Raw genomic sequence first — 23,163 nt, forward strand, 5'->3', positions numbered from 1 at the left:
GCGCGCAGCCCGTCACGCAGTCAGATCAGTGACGCAGGTCTTCAGGGACCTTCCCACCATTCTCGGCCAGTTTCTGCATGACCTGACGGATCAGCCAGACATTCATGGCCGCACTGTCTTCCGTGCTTTCGGTATAATGCAGTTCCTGAGCGAGGTGCTTGCGTGCTTCCAGCGAACTGTCCATGTCGAGCAGCTTCAACAGATCGACGATGGACGTGCGCCAGTTCAGCGTCTGGCCCTTCTCTGCCTGCAGGCGGGACAAAACCGCGTCGACATCGACCGGGGCGCTGGGCGCCGAGGGAACGGAAGACGCCGCCGCAGGCACGGCGTCGCCTGATGCGGCAGCCCCGCCTGCCGATCCACTGGCCGGAGCCGCCTCCGCATGGCCAAAGATCTTCGTCATGATGGTGCTGAATATACCCATAAATGCCTGTTCCTGTGTTACGGCTCTGACGACAAATGTCAGGTTGGCGTCAGCGTCGAGCAGCGATCGTGTCAGGCACTGCCATCCGCCCGGCATGAAGACCGACAGAGCGCGATGCCGCAGACCGTGACACGACCATTACGTTCGGTAACGAAAAGTGACGTGTTGCATTTCTGCATCACAATTCGCTCGAACCATCTTATCGCCCGAGGCCGCAAAAGGTTTATTCCTTGCCTGTGCTTTTTAGGGCACAGATTGCGCCCTGCTTGCCCGATTGCTGCCCCCCATATCGCCGGATAAGCGAAGTCCCTTACTTATTTAGAGACGCTCAGGCCAGGGATCATCGCGCGTGCTGCATACGGGACCAGATGTTCATTTCATTTCCGGACTGCCTCGCTCCGGATCAACCCTTCTCTCATCCCTTCTGAGCCAGAATCCGGCTCTGATAACCTCAGGACGCACCTCACCCGTTGCACCGATGATCCTGCGTGTTTCCTCCCTCATGGCAGAGGGTGATCATGCGAGTGATTTCGATCCCACGCGTCGCGACCGCGTACTGAGGCAGATCGTGAGCAGCTACTATGCGCCTTCCGGTACCCAGCGCATGATCATCGACACCCACCGGGACTGGTGTGCGCGGCTGGGGCTGATCGACACAATCTTCCCCCAATCCAAGGTCATTTGCTGCGTACGTGACCCAATCTGGATTCTGGACTCGCTCGAGCGTCTGATCGTGAGCGATCCGATTCTGTCATCACGACTGGTGCCTATGGCGCGGCGCGCAACCCAGCATGACCGGATTGAGCATCTGCTCTCGCCCGAGGGCGTCTTCGGCTATGCATGGCGCGTTCTGACCGAAGCCTTCCATGGCCCTTTTGCGCATCGTCTCGTCATAGTGGAATACGACTATCTCGCGCGATACCCGAAAGCAGCTCTCGACACGCTGACGCGCGCGCTCAACCTGCCCCCTCATGATTATGATCTCGAGCGCATCGACCAGATCGGCAGTGATGCCTTCGATGCTTGCCTGTCGACGCCGGGGCTGCATCATCTGCGCCCCAGAGTCAGTCTTGAGCCCAGACGCTGCATTCTTCCTCCCGCCATACAAGAGCGTCTGCAGGGCGGGATGTTCTGGCGCAGCCCTGAGGCAGCCCCGAGCGGGATACGCATTCTCGCCTGAAGACCCATCCCGCGCAGAAGGATCGGGAGCCAGAAAGCGGCGGCGCTAATAGACCAGCACAGTCTTGCCGATGCTTGTACCGATCTCGCTTTCCTCATGCAGGCCGCGCAAAATACCGGCGTTCAGACCCTGGGCGCGTTTGTGATCGGTCGGGACGATTGCCCCTGCCTGAACGAGCGAGGAAATCTGCTCCAGTATCTCGTGCTGACGCCCCTGATCGGGCGTGGCGAAAAGCGAGCGTGTGAACATGAACTCCCACGAGATCACCGCGCTCTTGCGCTTGAACCCCATGATATCGAAACTGGCCGGATCATCGATCAGGCTCACATGTCCCTGCGGCGCGAGAATTTCCTCGTAGAAAGCCTGGTGACGATCGCTGGCCGTGAGCGAGGCGATATGCGTCACCGCATCGAGTCCAAGCGCCCTTATCTGGGCCGCCATATCGGCGCGGTGATTGATCACATGATGCGCCCCCATACGACGCACCCATACCTCCGTTTCGGGGCGCGACGCAGTTGCGATCACGGTCAGTCCCGTGAGCTTGCGCGCAAGCTGGATCAGAATCGACCCAACGCCCCCGGCTCCACCCACGACCAGCAGAACGCCCTCGGTCAGACTGGTAACCCCCATGCGGTCGAAGAGCATTTCCCACGCCGTCACGCCTGTCAGGGGGAGCGATGCAGCCTGCCCCCAGTCAAGACCTTGCGGCATATGCCCGACGAGGGTTTCATCGACGCATTGAAGCTCGGCATTGCTGCCCTGCCGCATGAGCTCGCCCGCATAGAAAACATGGTCACCAGGTCTGAAAAACGTCACATCCGGGCCAATCGCTTCCACGATCCCTGCCGCATCCCAGCCGAGTACGCGCCAGGTCGCGCCTTCGAGCGCACCCGCGCGGCATCGGATCTTCGTGTCAACTGGATTGATCGAGACCGCCTTGATTCGCACCAGAAGGTCACGCCCCTGAGGCGGCATTGGGTCGGGGAGGATGATATCCTCAAGGATTTCCGGCGCGCCGGGCGCCTTGTAGCCAACCGCTTTCATGCGGGTTCCCCTTTTGAGACGACTCACCAGGGGGCAAGGCTAACACAGTGCCACTGTAAGACGCAGCCCTGATCAGAAGGCCAAGGCGGCTCTCACAGGAGGGGAACACGCTTCTGCGATGCGCAGCCCCAGCGCGCGCACGCCCCATGCGCTTTCCATAGACATCAGGGATGCCTGAGCGCTTGTTGGCGCCCCCCTCTCAGGCCGGGCGTACGAGCTCGTAAAGGGCGACCGCTGCGGCATTCGAGACGTTCAGGCTCTCCATATCACCAGGCATATAGACGCTGGCAATCTCGTCGCAGCTTTCACGGGTGAGGCGGCGCAGGCCTGCCCCTTCAGCCCCGAGCACGAGAGCGACACGTCGCCCGGCGAAGCCCTGCCCGTTCAGCACCGACCCATCGGCATCGAGACCGACCGTCCAGAGGCCTGCGTTCTGGAGCTGCGCGATAATGCGTGAGAGATTGACCTCGCGCAGTACGGGCACGACATCCAGCGCGCCCGAAGCCGCCTTGGCGAGAGCGCCTCCCTCCTGCGGGGTATTGCGATCCTGCACGACCAGCGCTGCGGCACCAAAAGCCGCGGCCGAACGCAGGATCGCACCGATATTGCGCGGGTCGGTCACTTGATCGAGAATCAGAAGCGGCCCCTCGCGGCTTTCGAGCACCTCATCGAGGAAAGGCGGTGTGAGCGGTTCGACACGCAGGCATACACCCTGGTGCACGGCGTCACGGTCACACAGATGATCGAGACGTTGGCGCTCCACCACATTGGGGGAGAGACGGATCGGTGCCTGCTTGGCCTCTAACGCCGAAAGAGCCTCCTTGGTCACCAGCAATTCGTGAACCTGGCGGTCAGGATTACGCAGGGCGGCTTCAACGGCGTGAAGGCCGTACATCCAGTAGCCCGAGGCGGTCGAGCGCCCCTCGGATGAGCGTGCGGAACGGCCAGCCGGAGCGCGGGCGGCGGAAGGGCGGGAGGGGCGTTTGGACATCAGCGCTCTATGGGAGCAACGGCCGTATCATGCAACAAAAATGAAGAATGCCCGTTGACACCAATCCTGATCCGCCATATTCCCCGTCCCGACCTGGAGAGATGCCCGAGTGGCTAAAGGGGGCGGACTGTAAATCCGCTGGCGTACGCCTACGTTGGTTCGAATCCAACTCTCTCCACCACCTGAAACCCGCAGAAAACTGCGGAAAACAAGGTGGGCGCTCAAGGGGTGGTGAAAAATACCCCTTAATTTTTGTGCCAACGCTGTCCGGTTCTCCGCAGCGGATTGGCACAACGAATGGCACGAAAGCCCAAAGGTATCCCCACCGGAGTTAAGCTCCGCGCTCCCGGCCAGTGGCAATGGCGCTTGCGGATTCGTGACATCGACGCGAACGGCACCGAGCCTACAATGGATAAAGCTGTCGCTGCGCGCGTGAAGGCTGAAGAACTCATCAGAGGCGGCACATGGGACGATGGGCAGCGGTTGAGGCGATTCACCCTTGCTGATGGGTTGAGCCATCACGAGCAGCATGTGATGCCCCGAAAGCGAGGGGGCGATAAAGAGGCGTCGCGGGTCAGGGCCTGGAAGGCGCAGGAGGCATGGCAGCCATACCCGATGACGTCCATCATGCCCGCCCAAATCCAGGGCTGGATTGATGAGCGGGTAAAGGCAGGGGCTGCGCCGTCAACCGTGCGTAATGCGGTCGCTATCTTATCCTCGGTCTTCGAGGCAGCTCGAAAGCAGCTTCATCTCGATATCGCAAACCCGTGCCGCTTGGTCAGTCTGCCTCCTGCAAGGCCGCCTCGCCATGTTGCGATTTCGGCTGCCGACACCAAGCTGCTGATGACTGAGTGCCGGAACGGCCCACCGTACCTCATCCATTGTGTGCTGATTGCGATTGAGACGGCGATGCGCGCCAAGGAAATACGGCGGCTCCATCGGGCGCATCTCCACGAGACCCATGTCCACCTGCCGCTGACGAAAAACACGAGGGGCGGCAGTGATTTGCGCCCGCGAGACGTGCCGCTCACATTGGAGGGCTATGAAGTTATCCGAGGGGCCATGGAGGCGATGCCTGTTCGAAACGATGGCTGGCTGTTCGGCGACCCAGCGAAACTAGGCGCGGACGGCGGCTTGACTGAGAGCATGGTGTCGAATTCTTACGTTGCCGCCGTTAAGCGGGCTCAGTCTCTGCATGGCATGCAGCAGAAAGTGACTTTCCACGATTTACGTCACATCGCTATCACGGACCTGGCGAAGGACCATCAGTCCGCGATGGAGCTTGCCAAGCTGACAGGACACAAGACCCTGCGAGTGCTGCATGAGACCTATTACAACCCTAAACCTGAGGAACAAGCTGCGGAGTTGCGGCGTCGCAAGGCGGAGCGGAAGGCGCGGGAGGCAAAGGATGGAAACGGAGCGTCTGCGTGATGAATGCTCTTGCTGCGAATAAACTCGACCTGGAGGCCCGAGCAGCAGCTATTCGGACCAGGGAGAGGGCTTTGATTGAGGCCGCAAAGGTGGGGCGCGTCTGATGGTGGGCGATATCTCAAAGAGAAAAGCCGAATGCTCGACCTGCGGTGGTGAGCGGAATTGTTATGTCCGAGCGGAACACCAGTGGAGAGTTGATTCGGAAGATATCTCCGCACATCGGCTTTACCAGATTTTAGAGTGCGCTGGCTGCGAGCATACCTTCGTCAGGGTGGGATATACGAACTCGGAGGACTATGCCTCCTGGGACGACGGCCACGGCAACGAAGAAAAAGAATACATCGAGCATATCGAATATCTTCCTGCCTTAGCCAAGCGTGCAAGGCCGGAGTGGCTTGATAGCCTGTTCTTATCGTGGCCGCCGGGAGAAAGCCGCCTCTATGAAGTGCTGGATGAGGTCTACAAGGCGATAGATGCTGGATTGGTGATGCTGTCGGCAGTTGGCGTGCGCACAGCGTTTGATGTCGTCGCCGCAAAGCTTGGAGTAGACGCCGCTCTGTCATTCGAGGAAAAGCTCGATGAGCTACTCTCAAGCAATCATATTCGGTCTGACGAACGCGCTCATCTCGCTGTCCTAATAGAGGCTGGCAATGCCGCTGCTCACAGAGGCTGGTTTCCCCGGCAAGATGAGCTTGTTACTTTGATAGACTTACTCGAACGCTTTGTGACGCAGACAGTTATCGAGCCAGAGGCAGCAAAACGGCGAGATGCTGAACTTGCGGCCATCCGTGATGGGGTTCCGCCCAAGCAGAAACGTCTTCCCAAGCCGAAGTTAGGCTCCGAGCCCGCGAAGTCGGAGAACCGCCGAGGCCCTTAAAAGGCCTCCACGAACTCGTCGACCCAGACAACGGCAATGCATACCTGTTGCCCCAGATACTCTCCTTCGTGAAACATCTCATCGACGGTGACGCAGGCGCTTTGCCCCTCGTCAAGATAGGTGTCCTCAAACCAGTGCTCGACCTGGCCCAGCGTCGCGCCGCGCTGGATGCGCTCGATGACCAGCGCCTCGATTTCTGCGGCCAAAGGCCCCCACATCTCTTGGTTTGAGCCATCCTTGCGGCACAGGAGGACGGCAACTGAGATGCCGCCTTCATCGGTTGTGTCGTGAGCCATCTGCCCAGTCTTCTGTCTCGGCTTCGATACAGATTACATACCGTGTCAAGGAATCGTCAGCAAGCGTCATTCCGAAAGAAACCTGATTTCTTTCAATGCTGTATCGTCATAACTTGCACATGAAAAAGCCGCCCTAGATTGCTCCGGGGCGGCTCTCGCACCACGATACGATGCCCATCAACCGAAGCGGAAGGACGACACCTCTTCGTCATCTAGCCCCGGACCGTCTGGAACCTCGTCCTCGCCATCGGCATCAGCTTCATGGCTCCACCCGCTACCATGATGGCTGTCAGCATCTGAAGCGCTCCGCACGCCCACCAGACCGTCGCTATGCCGCTGACCAGCCGCGTGGTGCCGTGTGGATTCTTCACCAAGGCCGCCAGGAACATCAGCGTCATCCACGCCGGGAACACGTTGCGAGACAGTAGGCGCAGGGCGGGGCGAAGAGGCAGGCGAGGCATGGGCGGTCTCCTGGATGCGGGCGTCACGGGCGGCCTTCCACGTCGCGATGGCGGCGGCACGGAGGCGGTCGTTCTCGGCGTGGTCTTCGGTAGGATTGTAGTGCGGGAACGCGCGTTTCAGCTTGTTTTCTAGGGCCTCGTCCGTGAGCCGGGCTATCTTCGTCGCGACCGAAGCGAGTTGAGGACGGTCTCTCATGTCCGCTGCCTCGAAGTCGTAAGCTGAGTGACCCTGCTCCGGTCGCGTGATGAAGAGCGTCCGAGGGGCGACGATGGGGATGTCCGCCAGGCTGTGGCTCTCGGCCTCCCACGACGCGATGGCGGATTTCACGCCCTCATCCCAAGCCGCCTCGGCCCGGTCGGCACCGTCCGAGTTGGCTGGAGGCGTCCAAGAGAATACCGGAAAGGCGCCCTTGAACTGCTCGGCGGACCAGCCTGCATACGCGTCACGATTTGCGCTTAACCAGTCCGAGGATACGGCTTTCCCGTCTCGCATGACCACGGCCAGGATGGGGGCCTGGGCGGGCTCTGGAGTGGGGCGGGCATCAGGCTTCACGACGTTCTCGGGGGTCAGGACGCCCGTGATGGTGTTCGTGTTGGCAATAGCGGCGGCACGCGCGGCCAAGAGAGCATCCAGGCGGGCTTTCGCTTCACGAGACATCTTCCAATCGTGCGACACGGGTGGCTCCAGGAGGCCCAAGGCGATGCCAACTTCATCGCGATACGCTGGGGTGCCGGTGAGCTGCACGGTGCTCCACCCGTGCAGGCGAGCGGCCTGGGCAATCTGTGCCGCTGTCTCAGGCGACGGGTCGCGAGGAGATACGATGCGGTCGCCGAAGTCCTCAAATGTGTCGCCCGTCGCGAGTTCAATCGTGGCCACACCTCGATTCCGGTCAATGCGGATGCGCGTGATGGCGGCCACCTGGTCAGGGGGCAGGGACGATTCCGCAATCTTGTAATGGCCTGCGAGGAGGCGGGCACGGAACCGGGTTTCACGGGTCCAGCCCTCGTCCTCCGGGAACTCGTCTTCGCTGTCACCCCGTGGGGTGGCCGGTGCCCGCTCCTGGTTCGCGACTTCCGGGGACGGAGGCGCATCGGAGTCCATGATTTCCGCTGGCGGGGCGGAGACAGCATTGGCGTCATCGGCAGGTCGCTCGAACCGCCAGCCCTTCTCGGTGCTGCGTTGGCCTTGGACATACGCCACGTAATCTTCGAGGCTGTGCAGGTCGCCTCGGCTTTGACCGTCGCGGTTTTTGCCCTTGGCCCATCGCTCGTATGACCGGCGGGCGGAGGCTTGGAGTGCAGGTGACAAGGCATCAAACCCGCCATCCTGTGCCATCCAAGGCTGACCGCCTTGTCGTCTCTGTCCCTGTGGTCTATGCGCCATGTCCCGTCTCTCCCGTGCAGCGAGGCGGTCGCGCTCCTCCTCAAGCTCGACAATCTCGGCTTGAAGAGCGCGCGCCTCGTCCTGCAAGCGTCTGGCGGACTGATGCAAGCGACGGCGCTTTTCGAGAGAAATGATTTCAGCAGGCGGATTGTCCGGCGTGCGCTTCGCCGCTTCGATGACAGCGCGGGGAAGCGATGGCTCAGGCGGCAGCGCATCGGGGCCGTGGATTTCCGTGTTCGACCGAAGCTCGGCGCGGTCGGCATAGACGTGGGCTTCCAGCCAGCGGTTCATATCTGCCTCAACCCGTGCGCGTTCAGTTCGGGAGCCCGCGTCCATAAACGTCGCGTTCCAGGTGCGAGGACGGCCTTGCTTGTTCTTCCGGAATCCGCTGCCGTCCAGCTCCATCTCTCGCATGGTCGCGAGGATATGGGCGTGAGGTTGCGGCAGGCCGTCGCGACCCAACGGGCAGTGGATATCGACATGCAGAAACATGCCCGCCGCGCGCCATGGCTCACAGGCCGCCTCGATAAAAGGGCGATACTCGGACTGAGGTATGCCGCGAGGGATTCCTAGGAGGATTTGCCTCGCCACCTGACCGTCGTGGCGCTTCTCGGCCTCGTCGGCCTTGCGCCAGAACGATGCAGGGTCCGCGTGCCAGGGCCGCGCCTGCATGCCATCGGGAGACATGGTGAAGTGCGTGACGTGCTCGGATGATTTCCGGGTGAAGTCGAACGTCTGGTCCGGCTCACGTCCGGCGACGACACGACAGCCGTTATAGGCGGCGACCTTGAACACGTCGCCGCGCTCGTCGAATTTCTTAACGATGCCGAAATCGCACTCAAGCCGCCGTCCGATTGTTTCCCCATGCTGACTGAGTGCGGCTGACATCGAGCGCCGTCCTGATTACCAGCGGGCAAGGCCCTGGCGCTTCACCCAAGCCCGCATTCCAACCGACGTGCCAAGCATCAGGACGCCGCCGAACAGCAGGTGGACCATGTCGGAATGGGTCTGGTCGTCGAGGGGGGTGAAGGCAGACCAGGCGAGGAAGCACAGTCCAAGAGCGAGGGGGCCGAAACCCACGAGGTAATAGACAAAACGCCCCATTGTTGCCTCCAGGCGAGCACGTTGCGTCAGCAACGTATAGGCGAGCATGTTGGTTGTCGTCTCGACAACCTATGGGCTGACCATAGCACATGACGAAGCTGGCTTGTACAAATAATCATGCGACCCATTAGATTATAGGCATCCAGATTCACTATCATGCTTTCCAAGTCGTACTTGGAGAAATCGCATGAGAACCGTTCGAAGCATTGAATCAGAAATCGAGACCAAGAGAAAGGCGGCACAGGCGGCAAAGGCTCGTATTGCTGCTTTGAAGCGCTCCCTCGCAAAGGAGCATCGCCGCCGTGAAGCGCAGGCACTGTGTGCGCTCGGGCGCGGGGTGCTCTCCTTATATGACGACGTGCCCGATGCCCGTGCGTCCGTCGCGTCATATCTTGCGCGATACCTCAATCGCGACAGCGACCTCGTGGCTGCTGAAGATACGCTTTCTGACCGTGCCCTCATCAGTGCCCTGACCGTGCCCCCGGACATCCCCGTCGAAGTCGTCGGCTAACAGAAACGCGCGAGGGAGACGGGGTATGTTCAAGGGCTTTGGTAGATTTATCGGCATCACGCCCCGGCACGACGCGGCCCGGATTCTCGACGCCACGCTGACCCCCGCCGCATCTGGGGCAGATTCAATCTGGTCGATGGTGCGCGCTCTGGCCGGGGCCGGGAAACGGAACCGCCTGCCGACCGACACGACGGATGACGGGGAACGGTTCCGCTTCGCCATGCAACACTATGGCGTGTCGGAATCCGGCATCGCGGACCGTATCACGCAAAGCCACGACCAGTTCTGGATGAATGCTGTCTGCGCGGCTGTTGGCATCGGATTGGCGGTCTATCAGGCCGACACGTCGCATTCGGTTCCTGCTATTCTGCTGGGCCTATCCCTGACCGTCCTGTTCACGACGAAGGCACTGCGGATGGCGCTGTTCAATGCCCAACTCCGCACACGCCGTCTGCTGACTTTCCGAGCATTCTGGAAAGCAGGACATCGCTTCCCTCGCACGAAGGGAGGCATGCGATGATGCGCCTTCTACTCCTTGCCGCTGCCGCATTTCTGCTCCCCTGCCATGCCTGGGCGGAGGACAACATTGTCACGCAAGTCTTGTCTACGCCTCCACAGACAGACTGGTTTCGGCACTTGCTGTCCTTGGCGCTGCCTGGCGTCGGCCCCCTAGACGAATACCCCAATGACCCAGCTTATGCAGGCGGAAAAGCACTGATAGCGGCAGCATATGAGTGGGTAACGATTCTGATGGTGCTGGGCGTGTCTATGACCGCATGGCACACCATCGTCGCCATGGTCGCCTCGGCCCATGACGGGCAGCCGCTCGGCAAGGATTGGCACACGACCTGGACACCAATCAGGCTCGTTCTCGGCATGGGCTTGCTCGCCCCGACCATCAAGGGCGGCGTGTGTATGGCTCAGGTTTTCGTGGTCACGGTCGCGTTGTGGAGCGCGAGCCTAGGCAACGTCATATGGTCCACCTACGTCCAAAACATCGTGTCCCCGACCGCTCCGGCACCCGCTATCCCTGCGACCGGGGCAATGCTGCGTGACTTCGCACAAGCGGAAGTCTGCTGGGCCTTGGTGCATGGCACGGACGTCGCCCTGGCAAGCAGTCCAGGGCCAATGCCACCGCACGCGCCCGCGTTCGGGCAGGCATATGCAGACATTCCGGCGCAGTGGCCGACTGCGACATCCTCGTCCTCGACATACGATACGGTGAGCGTCGGCCTCGGAAATCTGTGGAACGGATTTCGGGCGAGCATCGATGGCGGCTCCGCGTTTTCGACCTCGGCAGCGGCTAGGGTCATGATGACCTGGGATTATGGCCTGTGCGGGCAAGTTTCAGCGCCATTTGCAGTCGGGAACAACGGTGACGTAGCCGTGCAGGAGTTTGACCGCGCCAGACTGGCAGCAATCGAGCAAGTGCGGAAAGCTCTCGCCGCGTCGGCGTCTCTGTATGCTGCCTGGATAGAATATGGACCAAATGTGCCGCAGGACTATGCATGGGCTGGCACGGCGGCATTGGTTGCATCGTTCAATGCGGAGAAGGTCGCCCTCGACCAGGCATTTTACAATGCTGGTCAGACCCTGGTGAACGGCACCGGTGCCGGGGGCTCGTCGGGTGTCTCGGCCATGCAGTCGAGCATTAGCCAATATGGCTGGATGACGATGGGCATGTACTACAGCAACATCGCGATGCTCCAGTCCCGTGCATCGAGACTGGCCGCAGACGTCCCGACTCTCAGCTATTCGAAAGCTCAGGTGACTTCCTCATCTGACCCTAACGAATCGAGCCTCTGGCCCGACTATAATAAAGACGAAGCGAGCTGGCAGACGGCCCTGAACACAGCGGCTGGCACCTGGAATGCTGGATTCAACAGCAATTCGCCTGGCTTGCCAGGAGCGCAGATAACCCCTGACCTGTCCGACGCCGCATCTGCTGGGGCGGACGGCAACCGGGTGACCTCGCTGCACTCCGGCAACGCATGGTTGTTCCGGTCAATCTACAAAATCATAGACCGCGACCTGTCCGGCATCGACGTGTCCGGGAAGTCTGGGTCCGAAATCAGCCAGCTCTCCGCTTTCGGCAACGGCCATCAGCACGGGCGGCGGCATGGTGATTGGCATTATCCTCGTCGGCTTAGTCGTGATTGGCTGCGAGCATGCGTATCTGTTGCCGATGCTGCCCTACATCGAGGTGTTTTTCGCATCGGTTCAGATTCTCCTTATCGTCCTCGAAGCCTTCATTGCCGCGCCGCTCTGGGCTCTGATGTTTATCAGGATGGACGGTCAAGAACTCATCAATGAACACCAGCGGCCCGGCACCGTCATTATCTTCAACCTTTTTCTACGCATCCCGGTCACCGTTTTTGGCTTCCTCCTATGGTTGCAATTGCTCCACATCGGCTTCGTGCTGATGTCCTGGAGCTTCTACCCCGCCATGCTGTCGGCGACCTCTGACGGCGGGCCTGGCGCGTTCGGGGCGGTCGCGATGCTGGTGATTGCCGCGTGGCTGCACTGGCACCTCGTGAAGCACAGCCTCGAAATGTGCGTGCGGACGATGCCGCGTCAGATAGCCCGGTGGATGGGGGCCGATGCCGACGTCGGCCAGGCCCCGGACGGCGCATCCCATATGCTTGCGGGCCTTATCGAGCGGGTCGCAGGAGGCCAGCAAGGGCTCCGGCAATCCGGGAAGAAGCCTGCCGAGAAGCCCACGGGCGGCGCGACCTCGGGCGAGGCTGGCGGGTCCGTCTCGGGCGGCGGGGCTGGGGCTGCTGCGGGGGCTGCATGATGGCACGGTCGTCTGCGAATGCCCGGCTGATTGCCGGGGTTCTACAGCACTCGGTGCCGTTCACATCAGTGTCGCCCGCAATCTGGACGGTGCTGATGCAGGCGCTGGTAGAGTGCCTAGAGGACATGCAGAAAGCGGCTGAATTCGTCTTATCGAAAGCTCCAAAGGCCGTAGATGAGAGGGCGGAGCTGCGGGTCGAACGGGCTAATGTATCTCGTCAGCACGATGCTCTGATTGCCGACGCACAGGCTGCGGAAGCGATGCCGCCGGGCTGGTGGCTGTCTTCTGCTCGTCGTCGCCGGAATGCCGCGCTCGATGTTGCCGAGGCCGCCTTGAAGGCGTGGCAGGAGGGCGGCTGGGAAGCTGCTGAGAGGGAGGCCAGGCGGCGGGTGTCGATGCGGGTCAGGCGGGCGAATAAGAGAATCCTGGCGTTCAATACGTCTGCGGAGGCTGGTCGAGCGCGGGACGTCCTCGCGGGCCTGCCGGACGTGCGGGCAGCGCTCGAAGGGCAGGCTTTGGACCCGGAATTGTATGCCGTCCTGATGATGACTGCGGGGCGCGGGAAGCTGAATGCGGATGGCGCGTATGTCTTGATGAAACGGCGCATCGGCATCCAGGCGGCGCAAAATGAAGCATCGGAAGTCACAGGGGATTTCAGCCCCGTTCCAGAGCGTCGTCCCAAACCCCAGCCATCGCCTGCTGTGAAGAGGGGGTGACGGTTGGGGCGAGGCCGAGGCCGGAGGCCGATGGTCTCGTCGCCCCAGGCACGCGGGCGGGGCGCAGGCCCAGCCAGGCGTGCCGATGACGTCATGATGCCGTCACTATGACGTCGTCATGACGGTATGAATGCTTCACAAATATCGTGCGATTTCTCATCCGAATATCGACGTCGTGCCCTACAATATCAACAGGATATGAGGGAAATCGGCATGCGAGATATGCTTGAGTATGTGATGAGGGGCGCGTTCGGGTCGGTCAACTTGACCGCACTAAACCGTGACTCAGGCATCTCGCTATACCGCATCCGCCAAGCTATGCGCGGCAATGCTTCACTATCGTTCCGGCAGGACTTTGCCGACTACCTGTGGCGCAAAGAGCAGGAGATGCGGTCCGGAGCCCAGAAGCTGGCCGGACTGCGAGTATGGTTGGCCGGGAGTGCTGCGTGATGGACGTGATTGAACTGATGCATCAATGCAGCACGGACCAAGCGGCACTACACACGCACTTACGACTTGCGCCGGTGCGCGTGCGTGAGAGTGAAGCAATCATCCTATCCACCCGAGTGCCCGGGGGGACATGGGGCGAGCCCCGTATCACAAATGTTACCCATCTGTATTATGATGGCACCAAACTCGACAGCATGATTTCCAGCCTGCTTGCCATTCGCGATAGTGCGCCAGAGCAAGTCCACCCGATGGCGATTTCCTGTCTCGAAAACGCCGAAAAATCACTGTTCCCTTTCGCAGGCTGGTTATACCCCACGCACCACGCCCGCGTTGCACTGGTGCGTGCGTGCCTTTGGGGATGTGCCCCGACCAATGATGGACAACGGACGCGCCTGGGCTTCACGGTCGATGGGCTGGAACTGACGGCATGAGAACGGTCAAAGTCACGCGCGCCGCACATGAAGCAATCAGCGATGCGTGGTCCGGTCCCCGTAAAAGGGACTATGCTTCAGCCGTGCAGCGCATTTGTGCCCGCAGTATTGAGGACGTGGAGTTCCTAGTTGAGGGGCGGTGCACTCATATCATCGAGACCGATGGCGAGGGCGGATTTCATACGCGGATGGTGCCGGACATGTTTGGAATGGCAACCGGAGTGCGGGTGAACCTAAAACACGACAGAGGCGACTCGTTCGCAAAAGCGTTCGAATCACGACAGTTCTTCACAATATGTCAGAATTTCCCGGACGACAGGCCATTTCTGAATAAGCTAGCCGGACATGAAATACGCGCCCTTGTAAAGCTTGCTGCTGCATATCTAGACGCGGCAAGCCGACCGGAAACGTACAATCTCACACTTTTAGGCGACGTGCTCGATGTAATCCGGACACTACACTGAGCGTTGTCCATGCTTTCCAGCCGGAGGCCGTAGCGAAGCGGAGCATATCCCCATCGGCGGAGAGCGCCCCACGCATGGCGCAGTGGGGAGCCGATGGGGGTATGTGGTAAGCGTGGTCAACGCGGCACGGTTTGTAGAATTCACGCGCTTCGTGACGTCACGGCACTTCTTCTTCATCGACGGCCATCGCGACAGCCTGCTTTTCTCCCCGTCCGACCGATGAGTTGAAGGGGGGAAGTTCACCAAACTGTTTCATGTAGTCCTTGAGCGCCTTTAAACCCATATGCCGCGTAGATGGCAGTTCTTAGGCCGCCGAAACGGCCAAGCAGGTGTTTTCCCGTGCCGATGTAAAGAACACCTTCGCTGTCTGTGTCGAGCAATCTTGGTAGGGGCGCAGGTGCCTGGCACGCCGCATCCATTAGAATGACCCGATAGATACCTGGGTTCTTGCCGTAGAGGGCTTGGGCCTTGCCATAGTCGTCTTCTTGGAAGGCCTGAGTAATTAAGCGTTCAAACAAGGTGAATTCTCCCGTCGAATTTCACGCCGCCTTCTTGGTCGAGCGGATGGCCGCTTCTAAGTCAATCTGGCCGTAGGTCGCCTGCGGCCCGATGCCGTCGCGCTGGCGGGCGCGGGTAAGCGTCGATGGGTCAATACGAGCAATCTGTGCAGCCTCTCGGTGCGAGTGCCCTTGCTCCACGAGAGACAAGGCAAGGGCGACTGCACGGGATGATTTCCGAGGCCTGCCGATGGGCTTGCCGGATTTCGTGCCGTAGACTTTGGCCCTGGCCACCCCCGCATTCACACGCTCAATAATGAAAGCACGCTCCCACTCCCCGACCATGGCGAAAATCTGTAACATCATGCGGCCCTGGGGGGTGTCCGTCCGGATGCCCTCCGAGATTGATTCGATGATGATGCCGCGTCGGTCGAGGTCGTCAGCAAGCTCGACAAGATTGCGGAGTGAGCGCCCCAGACGGTCCAGGCGGAACACGACCACCTCGTCGCCGGGTTGGAGGATGGGCAGAAGCTGGTTCAGTCCCGGCCTGGAGGACTTTGACCCAGACACACCGATGTCTTCGAAGATGGCCTCATCGTGAATGCCTGCTGCATCCAGCTTGTGGCGCTGGCTCCCCGTGTCCTGGTCTTTGGTACTCACTCGCACGTATCCGTAGCGCATCTGACACAATTCCCCCTGATGCTTATGCATACAGGGTTTCGCACACGCTCCGGCCCTGTGTTCTATTGTAGTGGAGGGCGGGTGCGTTATCCAAATGGTTTACGCACACGGGGCCAAAGCCTTGGTCGAGGCAGTTAAGTACAAAATTAGAGTTTGTACTTAACTCATGCCTCCATCTGATGTCTGACTGGGGAGTTGATGACCGGGCAATGGCGAGCTGAAGGCGGGGACGAAATATTTGGGTGTCAAACCATCGTCCTTGGTCAAGAAACCCCGAAGAAAGTCGAGATAGAGCAACAGTTGCGGTGGATTTTCACAGATTGCTGGCGCGTGCCATGGTCGCACAGCAAGACAATGGCGCGATTGTCGGTGGCCTGAGGAGAGACGCGCGAATGGACGACAAAGAGAATTTTGAGTTGGATGACGATGAAGGCCAGGAGCTTGCACCTCCGATAGGGTCCCTTTCTCAGGTCCAGATAATTCAGGCTCTCGCCGAGGCTCTGACGTGGTTCGAAAAAGAGTTGGCATGGGGCGTTCGCCCGTCAAGCATGAACCACCTTACTGGCCGAATCGGTGAGCTTTACACTGCGATGATTACGGACGGGCAGATGGCTCCCGCCGTGAACCAGCGCGGCTATGACGTGATTGCTCGCACGCCTGAGGGCGCTGTTGAGCGTATCTCCGTCAAGACAGTCACGACGTCGAAGACGGCCCTTTTCTCCCAAGGAACATTCAGCGAGGCTCAGCGCGTCAGAATTTTGCTTATCGATTACAAAGATGGGGAGGTCAGTATCAAGACACTCGTTGACAGACCTGCGTCCGAAATCCTTCCCCTATGCCGTCCCAATGGGACCAAGCTCAGCTATGCGCTGGGCAATGGTACGCCCCGGTCGCAGACGTTTGACAGGGGGGAGCCCATCGCCGAGGCGGTTTATCGCGACACCCTCGTGAAGCTCCATAGCATGGGCTCCGTATCCGTCTGGCGTGGTGGGACGGAAGTCGCGTCAGCCCGACCAGTGCTAGAAGAGATAGCAAGGCAGGTCGGGGTGCCCCCTCTTAACGGTGCAGGGAACAAGAAGAATACACGGACCCTGGGGAACGACGTCATGGCGGCTCTGGGTGCCGTCACGCTCCTCCCAGCGGGCCATTCGACCGACACCAAAACGCCCCCGCTTTCGTCAGACGTTCTGGAGCCAGATATGCGGCACGTACCTCGACCGATAGCGGTTGAGAGTTCAGGTGTCGACGTTTTGCGAACTCGCGGCCCCGACCGGGGCATCCGTCGCGGACGTGACCAACGCGGTGAGGTCATCTCCCAGGCCACTATAGGGCATTATGTCGTGCGAATGCATGAGACGCGCAGCATCTCGGTAATGGAAGGGGGCGAAGAGGTCATACCGACAAAACCGGCTCTCCGCGAACTGGCGAAAGCCATGGGCATACCGCTCGATAATGGTGCGGGTGGGCCAAAGAACACCCAGACCCTGGGGGCGGACATCCTGAAGGTGGCCCCGGTTTCAGAGATTACATGAGCCTGAGCCAGTCGCCCGTTAAACGTCACGCAAGGCGGTCATCAGGCAATCCGTGCAGGGTCGGGTGCCCCAGAGCTTGCGCCAGCACCGCAAAAGGCACGGCTGCATCGAGTCTGAAGACAGCGATGACAGGCATCGTGTCAGCGCCTGTGCTATAGAGGCCCAATGCCCGATATCGTGAATCGCCTGGCGCGGACCTTCCTTGAGGACTACCTGACATCGAACAGTGCCCTGCGCGAGATTGAGACTGAGTTCTCGGCTGCGGACATCGAGAGGGTTGAGATTGACGACACCTCACTTGGGCTTAGACGAAAACTGGTCAGAGAGTTCTATGCGGGCCTTCGATGGGACCACCCCGAAGATATCAGCAAGTTCGTAACCGTTGCCTCTTACTTCGTCGCCAAGGGAGACACCCTGATAAAGCAGCAACAGGCTTAGGGTGCGGTAGCTGAGCTCACGCATCCTCTGCAACGCTTCATCGACCAGATGAAAAAGTGCGGGTTCGAGTGGCATGACGGCACGATGGTCGCCGTATCTCAATCCGCCCGTCTGGCTGACACCAAGCGGCTGGCAACAACGCTGGACCTGCCACACCTTGCCGACCATGTCAGACGCATCGAGTCGTCCATAGAGGCTGACCCGGCTTTGGCCATCGGGTCGGCAAAGGAGATGATTGAGACGGTCTGCAAGACTATTCTGGATAAGAGAGGGTCGTCATCCGGCGTCACCTACACCAAAGACGATGACCTCAATGAGCTTGGCAAGAAAGCCTTTGGTGTCCTTCGGCAGCTACCTGACGATATCCCGGACGCAAAGAAGGGCTCGAAGACGATAAAGACCATGCTCAGCAACCTGAGAACCATAGTCCAGTGCCTAGCCGAGCTTCGAAACCTGTACGGCAGTGGGCATGGTCGCGAAGGAACATTGAGGGGCGGATTATTGCCACGTCATGCGCGTCTTGTCGTTGGTGCCGCATCGACCTTGGCTTGGTATCTCCTGGAGACTGACCGGGATACAGGGACGTAGCTCGTAAGGTGTTATGCGCCACTGGCTGGAGTCAGTGGCGCATAACAAAGAAATGGTGGCAGGGTGAGGATTCGAACCTCTAGCCGCTCTCTGGGAGAGAAGGATTAGGCAGAATATTTCCCATCATTTAGCAGCGGCAACGGCACACCAATTCGACCCCGCCAGAGCGGCCCATTGCTTCCACAAGACATTTGTCAACGTCGGTTGTTTCATGATGGTTTTCCTTTTCGATGCCCATTTCGAGGTCCACGTGAGCGTGTATCTCTATGCTGCCGCTTATCTGCGGTAACAGGTGGGGCCGAATTGGCAACATGCACGCTGCCGCCGCTACGATGGTTCCTACTCGCCGTCTTCCCTCTCTTTGACCCCAACTCGACGTTACATTTGCATAATGATGTCTGGGCAATGCGGAGTCAACTACTCAAAAGTTGTGAGATTGGTTCAGGGCGAGACAGTTAGACGGAGAGCTGCCCTAGGCCAGAGCTTCGCTAATTATATAAGCGCCCCACCGTGTCTCATTTTCATGCCGCCCACAGGGACATGAATGCGTCCATGTCCTCCATCTGTTCCCGCCATGCCTGACGCTCGGTAGGCGTCATCTGGGGGGCCTGTGCTGCCACCAGGGAAAGGCGACGTGCTCTCGGCTCGCGGCGCTTGACAGCTCGGCCTTCCGCGCCAGCCCGGTAATATTCGGTCAGTCGAGCGAAATCGGCGCGCATGGCGAGTGCCTGATTGTCGAGGGCGTCCGCCGACCATCCTGCGGTCACGGCCTCCGTCCGCTTCATGCGCCAATATTCCCGCCTGTAGGACATGAACGCCCGGAAGGCCGCCTTGTCTTGTGCTTGGCCCATGACCAGAACCCGCGCCCGGTCGCTCACTACTCGCCTGGATTTCGGCAGCTTCTTCACGCTTCCAGAAGCCTTGTGGCGATACCACGTCGCCCGCGACATCCCGTGGTGCTCCCACGGTTTCTCCAGCTCCGCCGACCCGGCTGCAACCTGGACCCGCCATTCGTCCCGGTCCTGACCTGTCGTCGCGGTCCGGTCCGAACGTCCCTTGTCGCGTCGTCGGACGTTGCGCCTGCGGTCCTTCTCATCCTTGGAGATGAGGGCCTTCAGATGCACCATCTCCGTGTCCTGAATGTCCAGGCGGTCGATGATGGTGGCCGTCCGGTAGCGATAGCTGCCGTCGCCATTCTGGACGCGCTTCATCAGGGTGCTGCTGTGCCCCTCAAGCTGGCCCTGGTGGTAGTCGGATGGCAACAGGAGGGAGGCAAATGTCTGGATTTCGGCCCATAGCCTGTCCGGCTGGCTTTCGAAGATATGCCCGAGCATCGATGCCCCGATGTGCCCGAACATGTCCCGATGACCGTCCGGGACCAGACCATCCCACCGAAGCTGAGCAAGTGTCCGGAGGTCGTCCAGCACGGCCCAGTGCCAAGACCGGGGAGATTTCTTGGCTTGGGCGCAATCTCCGTCTCGACGCGCACGCTCTCGGGAGATGGAGGCAACCTCATTTCTGGCTGCCGCTCCGGCAGCCAAGGCGTCCCGTGCCTGCTAAAGGGCGGCTCGCGTCATGGGCAGCACGGCGTCTGCAAGCTGGTCGAAATCGTAACGCGCGCCGGTGTCGCGGACGATGCGGACAGGCCTGCCCGACTTGCCGTTGATGCTGCCGACAACGCGCAGGATACGAGCTGCGTCCACTGAGGCCGGGTCAGAACACCACGTGCTGAATTTCCGGACCAACTCCTTGTTGAGACGCACTAGCTTGGAGGCGGTCTTGCCCGGGATGACCGCTGTGAACAACCATTTCAGGTAGATGCCGCGACCGCTGTCGATGATGAGGCTGGGTGCCGGGATGCCCTGCGTCGTGCAGAACTGGAGGATGGCACTGCCATCCGGCCCAGGGTCAAGCGGGTGGGGTGACTTGTAGATATCACAGTCAATCCAGGCGTGTGTGAAAGCGGCCACCCGGTCGGCCAGTCGCCGTCCACGGGAAAAGAATGCCTGAGACATATAGGTGTCCCGGCGACCCTAGGCGTTGTCGACAATGGTGGCCATCTCATCAGCACGATACATGCGCTGCCGGAGCTGGCCGCTCTCCAGCCAGTTGAGAGACCATGTCAGGCCGCTCGCGCGGGGCATGATGCGAGGCTCGATTCCGTCGTCATATGGCGGAGGGGCAATGGCCAATGCACTTGTCGTCATATCCCGGTCCCTGGACACGGGATGAGCTTGCATTGCGGCTATTGAAGCCGTATTGTTCGCTCATCCCAGTGTTACTTGACCCGCGACATGTCGTCAGCCTGGCAGGGCCTCGATGTGAGCGGGTCTTTTTAGTTGAAGTATTGGGAGTGCTTGCCTGATTTTTCGGAAATCAGGCAGCGACCTTGCGGGGGCGACCTCGGCCACGAGACTGGCGTGCATACAGGGCACCAGATGCCAAGGCAGCAAGCCAAGCAGTCAGGTCTTCCGGGCGATATGCAACGCGCCCCGCAATCCTGATGTAGGGCGGTCCAGGAGGCAGGGGGCTCTGGGGATTGTTTCGTCGTCGCGGCCCGTCTGTGCGGAGGCGATACAGGTAGTCGCGGCTCAGCCCGAAGCGAGCGGCGGCGTCCGGTTCAAAAAGCAGAACCGGCTCAATCGACGATGTAGGCATGGCAGTAGGCACTCCCGACGAAACGTCGCGAGGCGCTGGCGATAACGGCAAGCATAGCTGAACGGCAACGCATACGCGTTAGAGGTCATGCTATAAGGCTGAAATCCTTCATGGCTGGCCGTTGTCGTCCTGCACCCTGGCGACACGTCGGGGCGTTCACGTAATGTCTCATAAGAGACGTTGCGATGTCAACCGAAAGATGCCGGGGTGTGCCGAGAGGACGGTCTAGTGTGTGCGAGGGAGGACGTCGGAGCTTGTGCCAATCCTTGTGCCAATTTGTGCCAATTTGTGCCAATCGGCGACCGAAACTGACCGATTCCGACCGAAGGCTGCCGAGTCAAACCCAAACAAAACAGTGACTTGTGCAAAATCCCTAGCCTTATCAATGGCCTATCTTCGGACTGTAAATCCGCTGGGGTACGCCTACGTTGGTTCGAATCCAACTCTCTCCACCAGGTCCCCTTTCCGGAAAATTACATATTCTCCCGGTAGGTTGATCGCTCGAAAACTGGTCCTGAGGGCCTGTTTGGCGCTGCCTCCTGCCGACTGCAGCGCCGCACACTGCAAGGGGTTCTACGCCCCCTCTCGTACCAAGCTCTGCGCCAGCCAAAACCCTCTCGATCCGCCCTCACCGGCCCGACACATTTTCCGATCAAAATGATCCGGAAGCCCCCCGCCGTATCTGGCGGGCGCTGTCTGCCAAGTCTGGCATGAGCACCCCATGACGATCCGGACGATGCGGCGAACGCATCTTTCAGAAGCGCAACCCGGCGCTAAGCGGGTGATGACTTCTTCCCCTGCTCGCCTCATCGTCAGACTGCACCCGATTTTACCGGATTGCCGGTTAGAGTCTCAGGCTTCAAACTGATCCCTTCTTTTCGTCAGGGCATCTCATTCGCGCCCGGCCAAGGCAATCAGGGCGCGCCTCACCCTGGCTGCCGATATCGATCTTTGGAGCCTCCAGATAATGAAATTCTTTGCCCATGCCTCGTAACGCCCGCTGCCCGGAGAGATTGAATCGGACCGGACTCAGACGTCCGCCGTCATGGAGTCTGGCTCTGGCCTTTGTGGGTCTGCTTACTGGCGCTGCGACCGCCCATGCCGAGCCTCGCAAGGTGATCCTTGATGATGATGGCTTTGCCCTTGCGCAGTGGATGGTCATCAAGGCCCCGGATGTGCAGGTTCTGGGCGTGACGACGGTCACGGGCGATGCCTGGACGAAGGAAGCCACCGCCGACGCCTTGCGTGGTGTCGAGATTGCGGGACGCCCCGACCTGCCCGTCTATACCGGAGCCACCTATCCTCTGGTCAACACGGAGGCTCAGACCGAGCGCTGGGAGGCGCTTTATGGAAAGCTGGTCTGGAAGGGCGTATGGATGAAGCACTGGGTGGAACCCACCCTTCAGAAACTCCCGCCTTATCACGGCCCGGACGTGGTTCCCGACCTCCCGCAGGGCAACCCGACCATCAAGGCGCAGCATGAGCGCGCGGCCGATTTCATGATCGACATGGTGCATCGCTACCCGCACCAGGTGTCGATCATCGCCACGGGGCCGCTCACCAATCTGGCCCTGGCCCAGCGTCTGGACCCTGAATTCGCCTCCCTGGCGAAAGAACTGGTCTATATGGGGGGCAGCCTCAACCCGCGTCAGACACGCCCGGACGAGGTCGCCCATCAATTTGCGCGCGAATTCCTCAATGCCCCGCGTCGCGAATTCAACATCCGCTTCGATCCCGAGGGGGCAAGTATTGCCCTGCGCGCTCCCTGGGCCAGGATCACGATGATCCCGGTGGATCCCTCGACCGACACCGAGTTGACTCCTGCGCTGCTCAAGCGCCTGTCACGCTCTGGCACCCCGGTTGCGCAATCGCTCAAGACACGCGAGCCTGGCTTTCCCCTCTGGGACGAAATTGCGGCGGCGGTCTGGCTCGATCCAAGCCTGATCACCCAGAAGGCTGAGCTCTACGTGGATGTAAACAGCCAGTTCGGCCCCTCCTATGGCGATATCCTCTCCTGGACGCCAGGCTACCAACCGGGTCTGGGCGAAGGAAAGACGATCGTGGTGCAGAAGATCGACGTCCCCCGGTTCGAGGATCTGATGGACCGTCTCGTAGCGGCTCCCCAAAAACCCCTCAGTGGCAAGCCACTGCCCTGATTCTCAGGATCTGAAGGGTGGCAGGCCGGATGTTTTCCGGCCTCGCTGGGGT

25 protein-coding genes and 2 tRNA genes are annotated in these 23,163 nt (G+C 60.2%); 15 read left to right on the plus strand and 12 right to left on the minus strand.

Going from position 1 to position 23,163, the window contains the following annotated elements; genetic code table 11:
- Nucleotides 1–25: 25 nt before the first annotated feature.
- The gene (locus WFJ47_RS14085) at nucleotides 26–424 is read right to left on the minus strand and encodes a DUF3597 domain-containing protein (RefSeq protein WP_127102961.1); all 399 of its coding nucleotides are present in this window, start codon (nucleotides 422–424) and stop codon (nucleotides 26–28) included.
- A gap of 349 nt (nucleotides 425–773) precedes the next feature.
- Between WFJ47_RS14085 and WFJ47_RS14090 the strand changes: the two genes are divergently transcribed.
- A complete protein-coding gene (locus WFJ47_RS14090) occupies nucleotides 774–1,604 on the plus strand; it encodes a sulfotransferase (RefSeq protein ID WP_336763818.1) in 831 nt (276 codons plus the stop codon).
- Between the two features lie 45 nt (nucleotides 1,605–1,649).
- Here the strand turns inward: WFJ47_RS14090 and WFJ47_RS14095 are convergent, their stop codons facing one another.
- Nucleotides 1,650–2,648, minus strand: a complete 999-nt coding sequence (locus WFJ47_RS14095) for a zinc-binding alcohol dehydrogenase family protein (RefSeq protein WP_336763819.1) — start codon at nucleotides 2,646–2,648, stop codon at nucleotides 1,650–1,652.
- A 199-nt stretch (nucleotides 2,649–2,847) separates the two neighbouring features.
- Nucleotides 2,848–3,639: a 23S rRNA (guanosine(2251)-2'-O)-methyltransferase RlmB gene (rlmB, locus tag WFJ47_RS14100; RefSeq protein ID WP_336763820.1), complete on the minus strand. Its 792-nt coding sequence runs from the start codon at nucleotides 3,637–3,639 to the stop codon at nucleotides 2,848–2,850.
- Between the two features lie 95 nt (nucleotides 3,640–3,734).
- Between rlmB and WFJ47_RS14105 the strand changes: the two genes are divergently transcribed.
- From WFJ47_RS14105 to WFJ47_RS14115, 3 genes are all read left to right on the plus strand, one after another.
- Nucleotides 3,735–3,820, plus strand: a tRNA-Tyr gene (locus WFJ47_RS14105).
- 116 nt (nucleotides 3,821–3,936) lie between these two features.
- Nucleotides 3,937–5,070 (plus strand): tyrosine-type recombinase/integrase, encoded by a 1,134-nt coding sequence (locus tag WFJ47_RS14110; protein ID WP_336763821.1) that lies wholly within the window; start codon nucleotides 3,937–3,939, stop codon nucleotides 5,068–5,070.
- A gap of 103 nt (nucleotides 5,071–5,173) precedes the next feature.
- Nucleotides 5,174–5,947 (plus strand): DUF4145 domain-containing protein, encoded by a 774-nt coding sequence (locus WFJ47_RS14115; RefSeq protein WP_336763823.1) that lies wholly within the window; start codon nucleotides 5,174–5,176, stop codon nucleotides 5,945–5,947.
- Here the strand turns inward: WFJ47_RS14115 and WFJ47_RS14120 are convergent.
- From WFJ47_RS14120 to WFJ47_RS14130, 3 genes are all read right to left on the minus strand, one after another.
- Nucleotides 5,944–6,243 carry a hypothetical protein gene (locus WFJ47_RS14120; RefSeq protein ID WP_336763825.1) on the minus strand — a complete coding sequence of 100 codons (300 nt, stop codon included), beginning with the start codon at nucleotides 6,241–6,243 and terminating at the stop codon, nucleotides 5,944–5,946. The two genes, WFJ47_RS14115 and WFJ47_RS14120, sit on opposite strands and share 4 nt — an antisense overlap.
- Nucleotides 6,244–6,420: 177 nt before the next feature.
- A complete protein-coding gene (locus tag WFJ47_RS14125) occupies nucleotides 6,421–8,976 on the minus strand; it encodes a MobA/MobL family protein (RefSeq protein ID WP_336763826.1) in 2,556 nt (851 codons plus the stop codon).
- Between the two features lie 15 nt (nucleotides 8,977–8,991).
- The gene (locus tag WFJ47_RS14130) at nucleotides 8,992–9,240 is read right to left on the minus strand and encodes a hypothetical protein (RefSeq protein WP_336763828.1); all 249 of its coding nucleotides are present in this window, start codon (nucleotides 9,238–9,240) and stop codon (nucleotides 8,992–8,994) included.
- Between the two features lie 139 nt (nucleotides 9,241–9,379).
- Here WFJ47_RS14130 and WFJ47_RS14135 point away from each other — a divergent pair, with 139 nt between their 5' ends.
- From WFJ47_RS14135 to WFJ47_RS14165, 7 genes are all read left to right on the plus strand, one after another.
- On the plus strand, nucleotides 9,380–9,703 hold the full coding sequence (locus WFJ47_RS14135; RefSeq protein WP_336763829.1) for a hypothetical protein: 324 nt from the start codon (nucleotides 9,380–9,382) through the stop codon (nucleotides 9,701–9,703).
- 25 nt (nucleotides 9,704–9,728) lie between these two features.
- A complete protein-coding gene (locus WFJ47_RS14140; protein ID WP_336763831.1) occupies nucleotides 9,729–10,223 on the plus strand; it encodes a hypothetical protein in 495 nt (164 codons plus the stop codon).
- A complete protein-coding gene (locus WFJ47_RS14145; protein WP_336763833.1) occupies nucleotides 10,220–12,016 on the plus strand; it encodes a DotA/TraY family protein in 1,797 nt (598 codons plus the stop codon). Before WFJ47_RS14140 ends, WFJ47_RS14145 begins: the two co-directional genes overlap by 4 nt.
- A complete protein-coding gene (locus WFJ47_RS14150) occupies nucleotides 11,991–12,500 on the plus strand; it encodes a hypothetical protein (RefSeq protein ID WP_336763835.1) in 510 nt (169 codons plus the stop codon). Before WFJ47_RS14145 ends, WFJ47_RS14150 begins: the two co-directional genes overlap by 26 nt.
- On the plus strand, nucleotides 12,497–13,216 hold the full coding sequence (locus WFJ47_RS14155; RefSeq protein WP_336763837.1) for a hypothetical protein: 720 nt from the start codon (nucleotides 12,497–12,499) through the stop codon (nucleotides 13,214–13,216). Before WFJ47_RS14150 ends, WFJ47_RS14155 begins: the two co-directional genes overlap by 4 nt.
- 446 nt (nucleotides 13,217–13,662) lie before the next feature.
- A complete protein-coding gene (locus tag WFJ47_RS14160) occupies nucleotides 13,663–14,097 on the plus strand; it encodes a hypothetical protein (protein ID WP_336763838.1) in 435 nt (144 codons plus the stop codon).
- The gene (locus tag WFJ47_RS14165) at nucleotides 14,094–14,561 is read left to right on the plus strand and encodes a hypothetical protein (RefSeq protein ID WP_336763840.1); all 468 of its coding nucleotides are present in this window, start codon (nucleotides 14,094–14,096) and stop codon (nucleotides 14,559–14,561) included. Before WFJ47_RS14160 ends, WFJ47_RS14165 begins: the two co-directional genes overlap by 4 nt.
- 239 nt (nucleotides 14,562–14,800) lie before the next feature.
- On the opposite strand, the gene WFJ47_RS14170 is transcribed toward WFJ47_RS14165, so the two are convergent.
- Nucleotides 14,801–15,079, minus strand: coding sequence for a hypothetical protein (locus tag WFJ47_RS14170; protein ID WP_336763841.1), 279 nt, complete (start codon nucleotides 15,077–15,079; stop codon nucleotides 14,801–14,803).
- Between the two features lie 21 nt (nucleotides 15,080–15,100).
- On the minus strand, nucleotides 15,101–15,769 hold the full coding sequence (locus tag WFJ47_RS14175; RefSeq protein ID WP_336763842.1) for a recombinase family protein: 669 nt from the start codon (nucleotides 15,767–15,769) through the stop codon (nucleotides 15,101–15,103).
- Between the two features lie 578 nt (nucleotides 15,770–16,347).
- Here WFJ47_RS14175 and WFJ47_RS14180 point away from each other — a divergent pair.
- The 3 genes from WFJ47_RS14180 to WFJ47_RS14190 all read left to right on the plus strand — a co-directional run bounded on the left by WFJ47_RS14180 (nucleotide 16,348) and on the right by WFJ47_RS14190 (nucleotide 18,297).
- Nucleotides 16,348–17,271 carry a hypothetical protein gene (locus tag WFJ47_RS14180; RefSeq protein WP_336763844.1) on the plus strand — a complete coding sequence of 308 codons (924 nt, stop codon included), beginning with the start codon at nucleotides 16,348–16,350 and terminating at the stop codon, nucleotides 17,269–17,271.
- Nucleotides 17,272–17,436: 165 nt separating this feature from the next.
- A complete protein-coding gene (locus tag WFJ47_RS14185; protein ID WP_336763846.1) occupies nucleotides 17,437–17,709 on the plus strand; it encodes a hypothetical protein in 273 nt (90 codons plus the stop codon).
- A gap of 84 nt (nucleotides 17,710–17,793) precedes the next feature.
- A complete protein-coding gene (locus WFJ47_RS14190; RefSeq protein ID WP_336763847.1) occupies nucleotides 17,794–18,297 on the plus strand; it encodes an abortive infection family protein in 504 nt (167 codons plus the stop codon).
- 53 nt (nucleotides 18,298–18,350) lie between these two features.
- Here WFJ47_RS14190 and WFJ47_RS14195 read toward each other — a convergent pair.
- The 4 genes from WFJ47_RS14195 to WFJ47_RS14210 all read right to left on the minus strand — a co-directional run bounded on the left by WFJ47_RS14195 (nucleotide 18,351) and on the right by WFJ47_RS14210 (nucleotide 20,504).
- Nucleotides 18,351–18,460, minus strand: a tRNA-Trp gene (locus WFJ47_RS14195).
- 358 nt (nucleotides 18,461–18,818) lie between these two features.
- Nucleotides 18,819–19,724, minus strand: a complete 906-nt coding sequence (locus tag WFJ47_RS14200) for a hypothetical protein (RefSeq protein ID WP_336763848.1) — start codon at nucleotides 19,722–19,724, stop codon at nucleotides 18,819–18,821.
- Nucleotides 19,725–19,853: 129 nt separating this feature from the next.
- Nucleotides 19,854–20,312 carry a hypothetical protein gene (locus WFJ47_RS14205; protein ID WP_336763850.1) on the minus strand — a complete coding sequence of 153 codons (459 nt, stop codon included), beginning with the start codon at nucleotides 20,310–20,312 and terminating at the stop codon, nucleotides 19,854–19,856.
- A gap of 18 nt (nucleotides 20,313–20,330) precedes the next feature.
- A complete protein-coding gene (locus tag WFJ47_RS14210; RefSeq protein WP_336763851.1) occupies nucleotides 20,331–20,504 on the minus strand; it encodes a hypothetical protein in 174 nt (57 codons plus the stop codon).
- 1,434 nt (nucleotides 20,505–21,938) lie between these two features.
- Here WFJ47_RS14210 and WFJ47_RS14215 point away from each other — a divergent pair.
- A complete protein-coding gene (locus tag WFJ47_RS14215; RefSeq protein ID WP_336763852.1) occupies nucleotides 21,939–23,111 on the plus strand; it encodes a nucleoside hydrolase in 1,173 nt (390 codons plus the stop codon).
- Nucleotides 23,112–23,163 lie beyond the last annotated feature (52 nt).

The organism is Asaia sp. VD9 (assembly GCF_037150015.1).
Lineage (GTDB): Bacteria > Pseudomonadota > Alphaproteobacteria > Acetobacterales > Acetobacteraceae > Asaia.